The sequence below is a fragment of the Tropicibacter sp. S64 genome, assembly GCF_049803835.1.
Taxonomy (GTDB): Bacteria; Pseudomonadota; Alphaproteobacteria; order Rhodobacterales; family Rhodobacteraceae; genus Pacificoceanicola.
The window spans coordinates 44,796-60,584 of sequence record NZ_JBNAGK010000009.1 but is presented as its reverse complement, the minus strand read 5'-3'; the positions used below and the strand labels follow the sequence as shown (position 1 = coordinate 60,584).

The 15,789-nt window shown below is 65.8% G+C and carries 16 protein-coding genes and 1 riboswitch; of the genes, 2 read left to right on the top strand and 14 right to left on the bottom strand.

What is annotated here, in order from left to right:
- Positions 1-15: 15 nt before the first annotated feature.
- Positions 16-1,083, bottom strand: a complete 1,068-nt coding sequence (locus ACP159_RS15030; RefSeq protein ID WP_425100529.1) for a putative urea ABC transporter substrate-binding protein — start codon at positions 1,081-1,083, stop codon at positions 16-18.
- A 96-nt stretch (positions 1,084-1,179) separates the two neighbouring features.
- Positions 1,180-1,288, bottom strand: a riboswitch (guanidine-I (ykkC/yxkD leader).
- A gap of 277 nt (positions 1,289-1,565) precedes the next feature.
- The gene (locus ACP159_RS15025; RefSeq protein WP_425100528.1) at positions 1,566-1,760 is read right to left on the bottom strand and encodes a hypothetical protein; all 195 of its coding nucleotides are present in this window, start codon (positions 1,758-1,760) and stop codon (positions 1,566-1,568) included.
- A gap of 191 nt (positions 1,761-1,951) precedes the next feature.
- Between ACP159_RS15025 and aroQ the strand changes: the two genes are divergently transcribed.
- The gene (gene aroQ, locus ACP159_RS15020) at positions 1,952-2,386 is read left to right on the top strand and encodes a type II 3-dehydroquinate dehydratase (protein ID WP_425100527.1); all 435 of its coding nucleotides are present in this window, start codon (positions 1,952-1,954) and stop codon (positions 2,384-2,386) included.
- A gap of 306 nt (positions 2,387-2,692) precedes the next feature.
- Here aroQ and phoB read toward each other — a convergent pair whose 3' ends face one another.
- The 10 genes from phoB to ACP159_RS14970 all read right to left on the bottom strand — a co-directional run bounded on the left by phoB (position 2,693) and on the right by ACP159_RS14970 (position 12,530).
- Entirely contained in the window at positions 2,693-3,379 is a 687-nt protein-coding gene (phoB, locus tag ACP159_RS15015; RefSeq protein ID WP_425100526.1) for a phosphate regulon transcriptional regulator PhoB, read from the bottom strand.
- 16 nt (positions 3,380-3,395) lie between these two features.
- Positions 3,396-4,127, bottom strand: a complete 732-nt coding sequence (phoU, locus tag ACP159_RS15010; RefSeq protein WP_425100525.1) for a phosphate signaling complex protein PhoU — start codon at positions 4,125-4,127, stop codon at positions 3,396-3,398.
- Positions 4,128-4,130: 3 nt separating this feature from the next.
- Positions 4,131-4,931 (bottom strand): phosphate ABC transporter ATP-binding protein PstB, encoded by an 801-nt coding sequence (gene pstB, locus ACP159_RS15005; RefSeq protein ID WP_425100708.1) that lies wholly within the window; start codon positions 4,929-4,931, stop codon positions 4,131-4,133.
- Between the two features lie 58 nt (positions 4,932-4,989).
- Positions 4,990-6,339 carry a phosphate ABC transporter permease PstA gene (pstA, locus tag ACP159_RS15000; protein ID WP_425100523.1) on the bottom strand — a complete coding sequence of 450 codons (1,350 nt, stop codon included), beginning with the start codon at positions 6,337-6,339 and terminating at the stop codon, positions 4,990-4,992.
- Complete coding sequence (pstC, locus tag ACP159_RS14995; protein ID WP_425100521.1) at positions 6,339-7,805, bottom strand: phosphate ABC transporter permease subunit PstC; 1,467 nt, start codon at positions 7,803-7,805, stop codon at positions 6,339-6,341. Before pstC ends, pstA begins: the two co-directional genes overlap by 1 nt.
- A 111-nt stretch (positions 7,806-7,916) precedes the next feature.
- A complete protein-coding gene (locus ACP159_RS14990) occupies positions 7,917-8,951 on the bottom strand; it encodes a substrate-binding domain-containing protein (RefSeq protein WP_425100520.1) in 1,035 nt (344 codons plus the stop codon).
- Positions 8,952-9,237: 286 nt separating this feature from the next.
- On the bottom strand, positions 9,238-10,272 hold the full coding sequence (locus ACP159_RS14985) for an ATP-binding protein (RefSeq protein ID WP_425100519.1): 1,035 nt from the start codon (positions 10,270-10,272) through the stop codon (positions 9,238-9,240).
- A 188-nt stretch (positions 10,273-10,460) separates the two neighbouring features.
- Positions 10,461-10,982, bottom strand: a complete 522-nt coding sequence (locus ACP159_RS14980; protein ID WP_425100518.1) for a gamma carbonic anhydrase family protein — start codon at positions 10,980-10,982, stop codon at positions 10,461-10,463.
- Positions 10,979-11,620 (bottom strand): guanylate kinase, encoded by a 642-nt coding sequence (gene gmk / locus ACP159_RS14975; protein ID WP_425100517.1) that lies wholly within the window; start codon positions 11,618-11,620, stop codon positions 10,979-10,981. The genes ACP159_RS14980 and gmk overlap by 4 nt, the downstream gene beginning before the upstream one ends.
- A gap of 19 nt (positions 11,621-11,639) precedes the next feature.
- A complete protein-coding gene (locus ACP159_RS14970; protein ID WP_425100516.1) occupies positions 11,640-12,530 on the bottom strand; it encodes a YicC/YloC family endoribonuclease in 891 nt (296 codons plus the stop codon).
- Between the two features lie 277 nt (positions 12,531-12,807).
- Here ACP159_RS14970 and ACP159_RS14965 point away from each other — a divergent pair, with 277 nt between their 5' ends.
- Positions 12,808-13,557: a PAS domain-containing protein gene (locus tag ACP159_RS14965; protein ID WP_425100515.1), complete on the top strand. Its 750-nt coding sequence runs from the start codon at positions 12,808-12,810 to the stop codon at positions 13,555-13,557.
- A gap of 112 nt (positions 13,558-13,669) precedes the next feature.
- Here ACP159_RS14965 and ACP159_RS14960 read toward each other — a convergent pair whose 3' ends face one another.
- Together ACP159_RS14960 and ACP159_RS14955 are read right to left on the bottom strand one after the other, a co-directional pair.
- Complete coding sequence (locus ACP159_RS14960) at positions 13,670-14,260, bottom strand: lysozyme inhibitor LprI family protein (RefSeq protein WP_425100514.1); 591 nt, start codon at positions 14,258-14,260, stop codon at positions 13,670-13,672.
- 117 nt (positions 14,261-14,377) lie between these two features.
- Complete coding sequence (locus tag ACP159_RS14955) at positions 14,378-15,748, bottom strand: class II 3-deoxy-7-phosphoheptulonate synthase (protein WP_425100513.1); 1,371 nt, start codon at positions 15,746-15,748, stop codon at positions 14,378-14,380.
- Between the last annotated feature and the right edge of the window lie 41 nt (positions 15,749-15,789).

Genomic DNA, 15,789 nt, shown 5'->3' with positions numbered 1-15,789 from the left:
CCGGGACCTGCTGGCTCAAAGTGCGCCGTCGGCGGCCATCTGCATGTAGCTGGCGTCGAATCGGAACATCACGTTCGCCTCCGAGCCGCTGACGGTGCCGTCCGGATAGGCGATGCCGACGAAATCCGCGGAGGGCGCGCCCTCGCCGAGGATGCCCTTGTCGAACAGGAATTCCGCGATCTCCGTCATCGTGCCCGGCAGGTCGGGCGAGGAGGCCTGCGCCACCGCCGCCGCCGGATCATAGAACATCTCCGTCGCGGCCAGCTGCGCCTTGTAGCCCGCGAGGTCCGTGCCCGAGGCCTCCGCCATCGCGCTGAGCGCCGCCTCGTCGCCCGAAGCCATCAGCCCCATGACCTCGTACCACGCCCCCACCAGCGCCTTGCCGAAGGCCGGGTTGTCGGCCAGCGTCTGCGTGTTGACAACCATCAGGTCGAGGATCTCGCCCGGGATCTGGCTGCTGTCGAACAGCACCTTGGCGTCCGGGTTGGAGGAGGTGATCTCCGAGACCAGCGGGTTCCAAGTCACCACCGTTTTCACATCCGCCGTCGAATAGGCCGCGATCATGTCGGCGTCGGAGGTGTTCACCACGCCGTCCAGATCCTTCTCCGCCAGCCCGGCCGAGTCGAGCGCCCGCGCCAGCAGGTAATGCGAGACCGAGAGCTCCACGAGGTTCACCTTGGTCCCGGCCAGGTCCGCCAGCGTCGCGTCGCCCTTGGTGATCACCGCGTCATTGCCGTTGGAATAGTCGCCGATGATCAGCGCCGTGGTATCCACGCCGCTGCCCGAAGGGATGGAGAGCGTGTCCATGTTGGTCGCCGAGACCCCGTCGAAGGCGCCCGCCGTATATTGGTTGATCGACTCGACGTAATCGTTGATCTGCACGATCTCCACGTCGATGCCGTATTTCTCGGCCCATTTGTCCATGATGCCGGAGGTTTCGAGATACCCCCAAGGCATCCAGCCCACGTAGATCGACCACGCGACCTTGAAATCTGTCTTTTCCTGCGCGGCGGCAGGATGGAGCGTCGCGCCCAGCAGCCCCATGGCAAGGGCGGTGACGGACAGGAACCTGGCTCTGGTCATGTGATTTCCCCGTTCTGCGTCCCGCCCGGGTTTTGAGGAAAGGTCCGGGCCCGCTGGCGGAACGGAAAGGGGACGCGGGGTGAACCTGCGCAGTGATCCTCCCGGGATTTTGCCCCGCCGTGTGCCCGCCGGGATTTGGCCCGCCGGGTGGCATTTCTCGGACCAAGCCTGCCGGTGCGGCAGCGGAACCCTAAACGCCCTGCACGGCAAGTGGAGCGCGGGCCGGTCGCCGCGATCAATCATCTCCCGCCTGCGCAGCCGGACTTGCCGGAGTTTGCCCGTTTTGGCGGCGAACCCGGGACGGTTTGCCGCTTTTATACGCGGATTAAACCGATTCACGCTCGAAAATGTGATGTCAATAGCCCGGCATGGCGGGGCCGATGCTGCACGATAACGGGCAGTTCATGCATGAAACACACGCCGAACGGGCGCCGCACCCGGGGATTCGGGCATGATCCGACTGGCGGATATGAACGCCCGGCTCAGCCCCGCGCGGTCTTGTCGAACACGCCGGCGCGGCGGGTGGTGTCCACCAGCCAGCCTTCCGGTCCGCAGAGGTCGTCTGGCAGCCAACCCGCGGCCCGCCGAAACAGCACACCGAGCGCCTGTTCGAGCACCAGCAAGCCGCCGAGCGCGGAGCCGACCCAGACTCCGAAGTAGAAAAGCACCGTGATCATCGTGTCCCCCAAGACAGCCCGAGTCATCCGACCGGATGGTTTTGGTGCTGTTTGAGCAGACCCGTGAAACACCCGTATGACACCGGTGCAGGACACCATGCCGCAGCGCGGAAATCACGGGCCAAATGGCGGTTTTTGTTTTCAAACTCAGACGCTTGGGATAGAGCGTAAAGCAAATGCGGGAGCGAGAAATGACCAAGACGATTTATGTGCTGAACGGACCGAACCTCAATCTGCTGGGCAAGCGCCAGCCGGAACTCTATGGTCGCGAGACTCTGGACGACGTGACGGCCCTGTGCCAGCGCGCCGCGAGCGAGGGCTTCGCGATCCATCAGGCACAGACCAATTACGAGGGCGGACTGGTTGAGTTGATCCACGAGGCGCGGGAAAAGGCCTGCGGAATCGTAATCAACGCAGGGGCTTACACACATACATCGGTTGCCGTGCTGGACGCGCTGAACACCTTCGAGGGGCCGGTGATGGAGGTCCACATCAGCCAGGTGCACAAGCGCGAGAGCTTCCGGCACCACTCGTTTATCTCGATGCGGGCCGACGGTGTGATCGCCGGTCTCGGCACCGAAGGCTACGCGGCGGCGGTGCGGCGGATCTGCCAGCTGGCGGGTTAATCTCTGCGCGAGAACCGACCGGATCAACGGAGCGCGCGGTGGGGTAACGCACTGCGCGTTGCCCTGCAACGGCCAGTTCTTGTGGCTTCCGGTGCCGCAGGACCAAGAGGTTAACGCACCCGTCACACGCGACGCCCGGAGTTTGGTACGATTCTCTGCGAGTTTCGTACAGATTTGGGTCCGGGCATCATTCATGGTACCGATACCATGGGCGATGAGGCCCTGACGTTGCGTCACAATTTGTTAATGGTGCCGAATTCTTCGCAAGAATTCGGTCCGGATCCTTTGAAAGGATCCGGTTCCGCCCTACCCGAGCGCGTAGCCTGCCCCGCGCACCGTACGGAGCGGGTCTTCGCCGCCGTGTTTGCACAGCGCCTTGCGCAGACGGCCCACGTGCACGTCGACGGTCCTTGTGTCGACATAGATGTCGCGGCCCCAGACCCGGTCGAGTAGTTGCTCGCGGGTGAAGACGCGGCCCGGCTTTTCCATGAAGGTCGACAGCAGGCGGAACTCCGTGGGGCCGAGTTTCAGCGCGTCCTCGCCCCGGGTCACGCGGTGCGATCCGGAATCGAGGCGGATGTCCTCGTATTCCAGCACCAGTCCGGAGGCTGCGGGCCTCGCCCGGCGCAGCTGCGCCCGGACGCGGGCCATGAGTTCGATCACCGAGTAGGGCTTGACCACGTAGTCATCCGCCCCTGTCTCCAGCCCACGCACCTTGTCCACCTCCTCGGACCGCGCCGAGAGCATGATGATCGGCACGCCCCGGGTTTCGGGACGGGTCTTGAGCTGGCGGCAGACCTCGATCCCGGAAACCTTGGGCAGCATCCAGTCCAGCACGATCACGTCGGGGTTTTCCTCGTCCATCAGGACAAGCCCCTCCTCGCCGTTCTCCGCCGGCACGACCCGGAAGCCCTCGGCCTCCAGATTGTAGCGCAGCACCTCGCGCTGTGCGGGTTCGTCTTCGACCAGAAGCACGGTGGGTTGATCGGACATGGATGCGGCTCCCCTGTCAGTCCTTCAGCGGCGTGCTGAGCGTGGCGTTCGTCGAGGTGGTGTCCAGCTTGTCGCGCGGGTCCTCGGGCTTGCGCCCGGTGGTGAGGAAGACGACCTGCTCGGCGATGGAGGTGACGTGGTCGCCCATGCGCTCGACGTTCTTGGCGATGAAGTGCAGATGCATGCAGGCGGTGATGTTGCGCGGGTCCTCCAGCATGAAGGTCAGGAACTCGCGGAACAGCGTGTTGTACATCTGGTCGATCTCGGTGTCGCGGCTGATGACATCGAGCGCCAGCGCCTCGTCGCGCTGGATATAGCTGTCGAGCGCGTCCTTGAGCATCAGCTCGACCTCGCGCGCCATGCGGCGCAGCGACTGGGTGGCACCGTCGATTTTCGGCATCTCCGCGAGTACGGAGGTGCGCTTGGCCATGTTCTTGGCCAGATCGCCGATGCGTTCGAGGTTGGCGGACATGCGCATGACCGAGAGGATCACCCGCAGGTCGATGGCGGTGGGGGCGCGGAGCGCGATGACGCGGGCGGCCTCCTCGTTGAGGGCCTCCTCCATGGCGTCGATCGCCTTGTCGCCCTTGCGGGTCTTGTCCGCCAGGTCGAGATCGCCGGTGTCGAGGCTGATGGCGCCGTCGCGGATGGCGACCTCCACCAGACCGCCCATCTTGAGGATCTTGGCCTGGATGCCTTCGAGATCGCGGTCGAAGGCGGAGGAGATGTGCTGGGTCTTGTCCTGCATGGCTTATCCGATCCGTCCGGTGATGTAGCTTTCGGTACGCGGGTCCGAGGGGTTGGTGAAGATGGTCGCGGTCTCGCCGTATTCGACAAGGTTGCCGAGGTGGAAGAAGGCGGTCTTCTGGCTGACGCGGGCGGCCTGCTGCATGGAGTGGGTCACGATGACCACGGAATACTGCTGGCGCAACTCGTCGATCAGCTCCTCGACCTGCGCGGTGGCGATGGGGTCGAGCGCGGAGCACGGCTCGTCCATCAGCAGCACTTCCGGCTCGGTGGCAACGGCGCGGGCGATGCACAGCCGCTGCTGCTGGCCGCCGGAGAGGCCGGTGCCCGGGGCGTGCAGACGGTCCTTGACCTCGTTCCAGATGGCACCGCGGCGCAGGGCCTTCTCGACGATGTCGTCAAGCTCGGCCTTGTTCTTGGCCAGACCGTGGATGCGCGGGCCGTAGGCGACGTTGTCGTAGATCGACTTCGGGAAGGGGTTCGGCTTCTGGAAGACCATGCCGACCTTTGCCCGCAGCTGCACCGGGTCGACGCGCTTGTCATAGATGTCCTCGCCGTCGAGCTCGATCTTTCCTTCGACTCGGCAGATGTCGATGGTGTCGTTCATCCGGTTCAGCGTGCGCAGGAAGGTCGACTTGCCACAGCCCGAGGGGCCGATGAAGGCGGTGACGGTCTTGTCCTCGATGTCGACATCCACGTCCCTGATGGCGTGGGTGTCGCCGTACCAGACCTGGACGCCGCGCGCGCCGATCTTGATGTCTTTTGCGGTCACGTCTTTCTCCGTAAATAGCGGTGCGTCGTACATCATGGTAACTCCTTTGCCGGCGGTGCTCAAAGTCGTCGCGCCCGCGGCGTGCATTCTCTTACCAGCGGCGCTCGAAACGGCGGCGCAGGATGATGGCGATGAGGTTCATGGTCAGCAGGAAGACCAGAAGGATGATGATCCCGCCCCAGGCGCGTTCGTAATAGGCCGGGTCGGCCCGTTTGGCCCATTCGTAGATCTGCGCCGGCATGGCGGAGTTCGGCGCTAGGAATCCGGCGGCGATGCCGTCCGGCACGTTGGTGGCGATATAGCCGACCATGCCGATCAGCAGCAGCGGCGCGGTTTCACCCAGCGCCTGCGCAAGGCCGATGATGGTGCCGGTCAGGATGCCCGGCATGGCCAGCGGCAGCACATGGTGGAAGGTCGCCTGCATCTTCGACGCGCCGATGCCGAGGGCCGCGTCGCGGATCGACGGCGGCACCGCCTTGAGCGAGGCGCGGGTCGAGATGATGATGGTGGGCAGGGTCATCAGCGTCAGCACGAGACCGCCGACCAGCGGCGCGGATTGCGGCAGGTGGGCGAACTGGATGAAGACGGCAAGGCCGAGGATGCCGAAAACGATGGAGGGCACGGCGGCGAGGTTGGAGATGTTGACCTCGATCAGATCGGTCCAGCGGTTCTGCGGCGCGAATTCTTCGAGATAGATGGACGCGGCGACGCCGATGGGCAGCGACAGCACCAGCACGACGATCATCATGAAGAAGCTGCCCAGCATCGACACGCCGATGCCGGCCTGTTCCGGGCGCGACTCGGACGCGTCGGCCCCGAAGATGAAGTCGAGGTTGAAGGATTTCTTCACCAGCCCGGCCTCGCGCATGGCGTCGGTCAGGTCGAGGTGTTCGGCGTCGATGTTCTTGTCGCGGGCGACGTCCTCGCGCTGCACCCGGCCCTTGAGGTAGCCGTCGACGCGGGAGGCGGCGAGGATGCGGAATTCCACGGTCTGGCCGATCAGCTCCGGGTTCGCCAGCACCACGTCGCGCACCTGCGCGGCGGCGGATGCGGAAAGCAGCGCCTTCATGTCCTTGGACTTCTGCAGCGGTGTCTCGATGCCCGCGTCCTGCACCGCGGCGAGGATGGCCTGCTCGATCAGCGGGCCATAGCCGAAGGTCGAGACCTTGGCGAGGTCCGCCGGATCGCGGTTGCCCTTTTTGTCGAGCTTGGCTTCGTCGAGGTGGACCGGGACGGTGATGAAGGTCTGCTGGAAGGCGCCGACACCGGAGCCGAGGATGGAGACCAGCAGCACCACGAGGAAGAACAGACCGGCGCCGATGGCGGCAAGGCCGTACATCTGGAAGCGCTTCTCGGCGGCGTTGCGTTTCGCAGTGCGTGCGTCGGCGGCGGTCAGCGCACCATGGCGCTTCGGCGCGGGATTGATGGTTGCGTCGGTCATCAGTCGTACTGCTCCCGGTATTTGCGCACGATGGCGAGCGCGATGACATTGAGGCCGAGGGTGATGACGAAGAGCGACATGCCGAGCGCGAAGGCAACGAGCGCCTCGGGCGAGGCAAAGTCGCTGTCGCCGGTCAGCTGGCTGACGATCTTGGCGGTCACGGTGGTCATGGCCTCGAAGGGATTGAGCGAGAGCCGGGCCGCGGCCCCTGCCCCGAGCACGACGATCATGGTCTCGCCGATGGCGCGGGAGGCGGCCAGCAGGATCGCGCCGACGATGCCCGGCAGGGCGGCGGGCAGGATCACCTGCTTGATGGTCTCGGATTTGGTCGCGCCAAGCCCGTAGGAGCCGTCGCGCAGCGACTGCGGTACAGCGTTGATGATGTCATCCGAGAGCGACGAGACGAAGGGGATCAGCATGATGCCCATGGCAATGCCCGCGGTCATTACAGCCCGCTGCCCCTGCATCCAGCCGAGGCCGTCGTCGCCAAAGACCGCGAGCAGGATCGGCCCGATGGTCAGCAGGGCGAAGAGGCCGTAGACGATGGTCGGGATGCCGGCCAGAACTTCCAGCAGCGGCTTGGCAATCGCGCGCATCTTCGGCCCGGCGTATTCGCTGAGGTAGACGGCGGCGAACAGGCCGATGGGCACCGAGACGACCAGTGCCACGAACGAGATGTAGAGCGTGCCCCAGAGCAGCGGCAGGATGCCCAGGGCGGAGGAGCCGCCACGACCGGAGAAACTCGGAGCCCACTCCAGCAGGGTGAAGAAATCCGCAGCCGGGTAAAGGCGGAAGAATTCAATGGTGTTGAAGATCAGAGACAGCACGATGCCGATGGTGGTCAGGATCGCGATGGAGGCGGCGGCGATGAGCAGCGTCTTGATGCCCTTCTCGACGGTGTTGCGGGCGCGGAAGTCGAAATGCGCCTCCTTCATGCCCCACAGGAACCCGAGCCCCGCGACGGCGAGCACCGCAATGACCATGACCAGATGGGCAAAGGCCTGCTCGGCACGGTACGCTTGCGCGGCGCTCAGGACGGCGGGCGTCAGGTCGGAGGTGACGATCTGCCCGGCGTCTTTCAGCCCTTCGGTCACGGCCACGGGATCGCTGCCGTTCGCCACGGTCTGCGTCATCAGCCCGGCGGCGGTGGCCGCGTCGAGGCCATCGGCTGTGCGGCGCACCTCGGCCATCACCAGCCCGAGATTGGAGCCCTCGGCGATTTCGCCCTCGGGGATCATGCCGGAGACCGACATGTTGATCCAGACCGGCTGGACCACGAGCCAGATCAGCAGCAGCAGAAGCGAGGGCGCCAGAACCTTCATCGCGACGTTGGAGCCGTAGTAGCTCGGGAGCGAATGCATCTGGCGGATCTCTCCACCGGCGGAGCCGAGCGCACGAGCGCGGCCCAGGATGTATCCTGCGGCCGCGATCCCGAACACGATGACGATGAGCCAGAGTAAAGGCATATGCCCCCCGTTTGCTTGCGGTCTGGTTGATCTTGAGAAGGGTCGGAAAAAGAAAGGGGGCGGCGGGATGTGCCGCCCCCGAATTGTTCGGGCCGGAGGGCCCGGGAAGGCTTACATGCCTTCGTTCATCGTCACTTCGTCAGCCACCTTGGCCTGGGTCGCGGCCAGTTCCGGGTCGGAGACGAGGCCATACTCGGCGAGCGGGCCGTCCGGGCCGGCGATCTCGTCGGAGACGAAGAACTCGGCGTACTCTTTCAGGCCGGGGATCACGCCGATGTGGGCCTTCTTGATGTAGAAGTACAGCGGGCGGGAGACCGGGTAGTCACCGGCGGCGATGGTCTCGGTGGTCGGCTCGACGCCGGACATCGTGGCCACTTTCAGCTTGTCGGTGTTGTTCTCGTAGAACGCGAGGCCGAAGACGCCGATGGCGTTGGCGTTGGCGTCGATGGAGGCGAGGGTCTCGGTGTAGTCGCCGTCGATGTCCACGGAGCGGCCATCGGTGCGGACGGCGAGGCAGGCATCTTCCGCGTCGTCTTCGGACATGCCGGAAGCGATCATGGCTTCCAGGGCGCCGGTGGCTTCGCAGCCCGCCGCGATCACCTTCTCTTCGAAGACTTCACGGGTGCCGTGCTTGGTGCCCGGGATGAAGGCGAGGATCTCTTCGCTCGGCAGGTCGGCGTTGAAGTCGGACCACTTGGTGTAGGGGTTGTCGACCAGCGCGCCGTCCTTCACGACCTTCGGCGCGAGGGCGTTGAACAGGTCGGACGGGGTGAAGGCGGTGTAGGCCGGGCCGTTCAGCTGGGAAGCGAAGACGATGCCGTCATAGCCGATGCGCACTTCGATGATGTCGGTCACGCCGTTCTCGGCACAGGCGGCGATTTCCTTCTCGCGGATGGCGCGGGAGGCGTTCGCGATGTCGGTGTGCTCTTCACCGACGCCCTGGCAGAAGCGCTTGAGGCCAGCCGAGGAGCCGCCGGATTCCACGACCGGGGTCGGGAAGTCGAAGTTCTCGCCGAAGGCTTCGGCCACGATGGAGGCATAGGGCAGCACGGTGGAGGACCCGGCAACCTGCACGTTGTCACGGGCTGCGGCGGAGGTGGCTGCGGCCGCGATGGCCAGCACGGAAGCGGTGAGCTTGATGTTCATGTCGAACTCCTGAAGTCTCGTGACGGCCATCCCCTTGATGCCGCCTTGAGGGGCGTCCTAAGGACCGCGCGCAATGCTTTTGTGACAGTCATGTAACAGTTTCATGACAAGGCGCGATTTTCGGGCGGTTCTTCGGCTGACGTAGCGGGAGCCATGGTCCGGCCGCGCACGGGCTGCCGCTGCGGTTGACAGGGATGGCCGGACGCGCAGCCCACCGTTGCGAAATGGCGGATATGGCCCCGCCCTGCCCCGACCGGCCGCAGCCCAGGCCGGGCAAACCTTCCTGTCACCCGACCGGCAGAATCACCGAGAAGCTCGTCCCCTTGCCAAGGGTGCTTTCCACCGTCATGCGGCCACGGTGGCGGGAGACGATGTGTTTGACGATGGCGAGGCCAAGCCCGGTGCCGCCCTTCTCGCGCGAGCGGTGGCTGTCGACGCGGTAGAATCGCTCGGTCAGGCGCGGCAGGTGCAGCGGGTCGATGCCCGGGCCGGTGTCCGCCACCTCGATCCGCACCCCTTCGCAGCGCAGACGCGGGCGGAACTCCGGCGCGGTCAGGCGGACGGTGACGAAACTGCCCTGCCCGGAGTACTTGATCGCGTTCTCGATCAGGTTGGTCAGTACCTGCCGCAGCTGGTCGCTGTCCCCGGCGATCTCGAAGGCCCGTTCCGGCAGTTCCGAGGCCAGCGTCACCCCCGCCTCCTCCGCCAGCGGCGCCAGCCCGTGCAGCGTGCCGCGGATCAGATCGGCGGGATCGACCCGGGTCGTGGGCCGGACGCGCTCCTCCTGCTCCACCCGGCTGAGCGAGAGCAGGTCGCCGACCAGCCGGTTCATCCGCGCCGCCTCGCGATCCATGATGTCGAGAAAGCGCATCCGCGCCGGGGCGTCATTGGCCGCCGGGCCTTTCAGCGTTTCGATGAACCCCATGATGGCCGTCAGGGGCGTGCGCAACTCGTGGCTGACGTTGGCGACGAAATCACGGCGGATGCGGTCGGACTGTTCCAGATGCGTGACGTCCTGGAAACAGCACAGAGCGCCGAATCCCCCCTCGTCGAGCGGCACCGGGCGCACGGAGACCCGGTAGGTCGTGTCCTGATCGCCATCCTTCGTCAGATATTCCGCCTCCCGCCGCTCCCGCCGCAAGAGGCAGGCCTCGATGGCATCGAGCAGTGCGGGCTGGCGCAGGGCGGTGATGAAATGCCGTCCGATCAGACCTTCGCCCAGCAGCCGGGTCGCCTCGTCATTGACCCCCGCCACCCGCTCGGTGGCACGGATCAGCAGCGCGGGCAGCGGCAGGGCGGCAAGATAGTCTTGTGTCGGCATGGCTCAGATCACCCGTTCAATCCCGAAACCGCCAGGGAAAACCGGGCGCTGCGCCGGTCTTCTTTGGTCCGGAAATACCACGGGGTGAAACCCGGCCCGCGCAGCGGCAAACAGTCCAGTGGACTGTTTGAGGGTTGAACGGGCGGAGCCCCGAAGAAAATTTTTGCCCCGAAAAATTTTCGCCCCTCTCAAAGCGCGCGCAGGCCCTTGGCGAAGCGCTGCGCGTTGCGCTGGTAGCCTTGTGCCGACCTGCGCAGCCCCTCGATGGCCGCCTCGTCCAGTTGCCGCACCACCTTGCCCGGCATGCCCATCACCAGCGAGCCGTCCGGGATCTCCTTGCCCTCGGTCACCAGCGCCCCGGCGCCGATCAGACAGTTCTTGCCGATCTTCGCGCCGTTCAGGATCGTCGCCCCCATGCCCACAAGCGTGTTCTCTCCGATCGTGCAGCCATGCAGCATGACCTTGTGGCCGATCGTGCAGCCCGGCCCGATGACCAGCGGATAGCCCATGTCCGTGTGACACACCACGTTCTCCTGCACGTTCGAGCCCGCGCCGACCCGAATCTCCTCGTTGTCGCCGCGCAAGGTACAGCCGAACCAGACGCTCGCGCCCGCCTCCAGCACCACCTTGCCGATCACCTTGGCATCCGGCGCGACCCAGGCGTCTTCGGCGATGTCAGGCGCAATGCCATCCAGAGAATACAATGTCATGACAACTCCTCGAATTCGGTCTGCAACTTGCGCACGTGGTTCACCAGCATCGGCTGTTGCAGGCGGCGCAGGCGGGTGGCGCTGACGATGGTTTTCAGGTCTTCGAAGGTGCGGTCAAGGTCGTCGTTGACCAGAACGTAATCGTAGCTGCCCCAGTGGCTGATCTCGTCCCAGCTTTTCTGCATCCGCTTCGAGATGGTCTCGATGCTGTCCTGCCCGCGGCTGACCAGGCGGCGGTGCAGTTCCGGGATCGAGGGCGGCAGGATGAAGATCGACAGGGTGTGCTGGCCAAGGGCGGAGTTGCGGATCTGCTGCGCGCCCTGCCAGTCGATGTCGAAGAGCACGTCGCGCCCGGCGTCGATGGCCTCCTGCACCGGCTGGCGCGGCGAGCCGTAGAAGTGGCCGAAGACGTGGGCATGTTCGAGCATGCCGTCCTCGGCCACCGCCCGCTTGAAGGCGTTTGGCGTCATGAAGTGGTAATCCTGCCCGTCGATCTCGCCCGGGCGCGGGGCGCGGGTGGTGGCGGAGACCGAGAAGGTCAGGCTGTCGTCCCAGGCAAGCAGCCGCTTCGAGAGCGTCGACTTGCCAGCGCCGGAGGGCGAGGACAGGATGATGAGAAGGCCGCGCCGCTTGATCATTGTCTGTTCCTTCTCTGTCTCATTCCACGTTCTGCACCTGCTCGCGCAACTGTTCGATCACCGTCTTGAGTGCAAGCCCGGTGGTGGTCAACGCCGCGTCGCCGGATTTGGAACAGAGCGTATTGGCCTCCCGGTTGAACTCTTGCATGAGGAAGTCGAGCTTTCGCCCGACCGCGCCGTCGGCGGCGAGCAGATCGCGGGCGGCGGCGACATGGGCGCGCAGGCGGTCGATCTCCTCGGTCACGTCCGCCTTCACCGCCAGCAGCGCCAGTTCCTGGGCGATGCGGCTCTCGTCCAGCCCGTCGGTATTCTCCAGGACGCGGGCAAGCTGGGCGCGGAGCCGCTCCGCCTGCGCCGGGGCGCGTTCGGCGGCGCGGGCTTCGGCCTCCTCCACCAGCGCGGCGATCTCGTCCGTCTGGCGCGTCAGCACTTCGGCGAGTTTGCCGCCCTCCGCCTGGCGCATCCGCAGGAAATCCGTCAGAGCGGTGTCGAAGTCCTGCAGCAGCCAGGCCAGAAGCGCTTCCTGCTCGGTGTCCGCCGCCTCGGCGGTCAGCACCCCGCGCAGCGCGACGATGTCGGCGGCGGTGGAAGGGGCGAGCGAGAGGCCGAGCGACATGGCCGCCTGTTCGATGGTCATCATGGCGTCGAGCACCGTCGCCAACTGCGGCTCGTCGAGCCGCAGCGCGCCCTCCTCATGGGCGGAGGTCAGGCGCAGGTTCACCTGCACGTTGCCCCGTTGCAGCGATGCCCCGAGTCGCGCCCGCACGCCGGCTTCCAGCCCGTCGACCCAATCCGGCAGGCGCAACCGCAGATCGAGCCCCTTGGCGTTGACCCCGCGCAGCTCCCAGGTCCAGGTGAGTCCCAGCCCCTCCCCCTGCACCGAGGCAAATCCCGTCATCGACTGCCGCATTCCGGCCTCCTTCCCATGGTTGCAACGGCGTACCCCCCGTACAGGCCCGTGACAAGCCTCGCCGTTGTTAAGAAAGGTTAACGCATTGGAATCCGGCACTATTATGAAACCATGCACAAGTCACTGAAAACCTTTCCGTTTAGCGCGGCGTTAACCTCTTGGTCACAAATGGGGCGAAATTGAGACCGCGTCATGCTAGTAATGTTTCAGCAAGAATGATTACATGATCCAGGCGGAAGGGGGCTCCTGCCGGACAAGACAGACCAGGAGCGAAGACATGTTTGGCAATGGCGGCGAGGATCGGGACGTGGTTTCGATGACGGATCGTGAAAAGGCGCGGCGGATGGCCCCCATTCGGGCGGTCGAGAGCTACTGGCTCGGCCTGTGCGGCGAGGATCAGATCCCGCTGCGCAGCCAGGTCGATCCGCGCGGCATGGAGAGTGCTCTGGAGAACGCCTTCCTGATGGAGCGCATCGCGCCGACCATGGGCAAGGTCCGCGTGGCGGGCACGCACCTGAGCGACCTGATGGGGATGCAGATTTCCGGAATGCCGCTGTCGACGCTGATCGCGCCGCGCGACCGGGAGCAGTTCGGCACCGCCATCGAGGCGCTGTTCACCGATCAGGCCATCGTGCACATCGAGCTGAAGGCCGAGGGTGGCTTCGGCAAGCCCGACATGGAGGCGCATATGGTGATCCTGCCGCTGCGCTCGGATTTCGGCGATGTCAGCCGCGCGCTCGGGGCGCTGATCAGCCAGGGCCGCATCGGCCGCACTCCGCGCCGGTTCACCATCGTCAGCATGGACGTGAAGCCGGCGCTGAAGATGGCGAACCCGGGCAAGCCCCGGAGCCTGTCCCCGGCCGAGCAGGGCGAGCGTGCGCCGTTGCCGCGCCTGTCCGCGCCGAAGCCGGTGGAGGCGAATCCGGGTCTTGCCGAGCGCCCTGCCCGCTTCGACACCCTAAAGCCCGCACGCAAGCCGCTCGCGCAGCGCGGCCACCTGCGGCTGGTGGTCTCGAACGACGATTGATGTGACGACCGAACGGCCCACGGGCGTCAGGTGTGGGCTGTCCTTGCTGCGGGTCCGGAAGAAATCCGGGCCCGTTTTTTCGTGATTTCACAGGGTCATGGCACGGTGCGGGTCAGCCGTTTGCCACGCAGCTCAGTTGCGTGCCATCCGGCTCCGTATACAGGGCCTCGTCGCCCTTGATCCAGATTTCCCGGCCGAAACTGCCCTCGTAGCGGGCGCCCGATCCGGAGATCGCCACATGCCCCGCGTCCACGCTGTCGCCGCGCTCGAAGCGGACGCTCGGGAGGGTGGTTTCGAAGAACCACGTCACGACCTCGTTCGCCAGATTGCCGTCACAGGTCCAGGTGACCACCGCGCTCGCCTCGTCCAGCAGGTAGAGCGCCACAAGCTCGCCCTCCCGCATCAGGTAGCTCTGCTCGACGCAGGCGCGCAGGTCCGCCGCCTTCCAGCAATCGTCGCGGCCCTTGATCCAGCCGCGCTGCACCGCACGCAGCGTATCGAGGCCCGCGGGGTCGGACGCCACGGCGTCTTGCGCCGCCGCATACTGCGCCGCCACCGCCCGGTCGAGCGCGGCCAGCGCGGGATCGGCGCAGATCAGCGTCTCGACCGTGCTGCCTGCTCTGGAGCAGTCGAAGGACGGGCCATCCTGCGCGGCAACGGGACAGGCGAGGAACAGCGGGACAAGCAGGAACAGTCTGGACATGATCGGCCTCCGGAAACACGACACCCGCCGACAGGATAGCACCCGAAACGCCTTGCCCAACAAAAAACCCCGCCGCGACCGGCGCGGCGGGGCTGTTCTTCTCGCAGAGGGCCAGCGTCAGCCGTTGGCCGCCTCTTGCGCCACCTTGCGGCGGTTGGTCAGTTCCTCGGCCACGAGGAAGGCCAGTTCCAGCGACTGCGACGCGTTGAGGCGCGGATCGCAGGCGGTGTGGTAGCGGTCGGAGAGATCCTCCTCCGTCACATCCCGCACGCCGCCGGTGCATTCGGTCACGTCCTGGCCGGTCATCTCGAAATGCACGCCGCCCGGGATGGTGCCCTCCGCCGCATGAACGGCAAAGAAGTCGCGCACTTCCTTGAGGACCGCGTCGAACGGCCGGGTCTTGTACCCGGTGGCCGACTTGATGGTGTTGCCGTGCATCGGGTCGCAGACCCAGGTGACATTCGCGCCGGTCTCCTGCACCGCCTTGATCAGGCGCGGCAGGTGCTCGGCCACCTTGCCCGCGCCGAACCGGGCGATCAGCGTCAGCTTGCCCGCCTCGTTGGCCGGGTTGAGCTTCTGCATCAGCACCTTGAGGTCCTCGGCGGTGGTAGTCGGGCCGCACTTGAGCCCGATCGGGTTCAGCACGCCGCGGGCGAATTCCACATGCGCCCCGTCCGGCTGCCGCGTGCGGTCGCCGATCCAGATCATGTGGCCGGAGCCCGCCAGCCACTTGCCGGAGGTCGAGTCGTTGCGGCACAGCGCCTCCTCGTACTCCAGCAGCAGCGATTCATGGCTGGTGTAGAAGTCCACCACCTGCAGCGTATGCGCCTGCTCGCCGGAGACCCCCGCCGCCTTGATGAAGTCGAGCGTGTCGGTGATCCGGCCCGCCATCTCTCGGTATTTCTCGGCGCCCTCGCGGTCGGTGAAGCCCAGCGTCCACTGGTGCACCTGGTGCACGTCGGCGTAACCGCCGTGCGAGAAGGCCCGCAGCAGGTTCAGCGTCGCGGCGGCCTGGGTGTAGGCCTGCAGCATCTTCTGCGGGTTCGGGATGCGGGCCTCGGGGGTGAAGGCCAGCTCGTTGATGATGTCGCCCCGGTAGCTCGGCAGCTCGACGCCGTCGATCACCTCCGTCGGTGCGGAGCGCGGCTTGGCGAACTGCCCCGCCATGCGGCCCACCTTCACCACCGGCACCTTGGCGCCGTAGGTCAGCACCATCGCCATCTGCAGCATCACCTTGAAGGTGTCGCGGATCGCGTTCGCGCTGAACTGGTCGAAGGCCTCGGCGCAATCGCCACCCTGCAACAGGAAAGCCTCCCCGCGCCCGGCCGCCGCCAGATGCCCCTTGAGCGAGCGCGCCTCACCCGCAAAGACCAGCGGCGGATACTTGGAGAGCTGTGCCTCGACGGCATTCAGCGCGGCCTCGTCCGTATAGTCGGGCATCTGTACCCGCGGCTTGCTGCGCCAGGTCGATTTGTGCCACTCGGTCATTGGTCTTCTCCGGGTTCTTTGCGATATTATGTGTCGTGAGC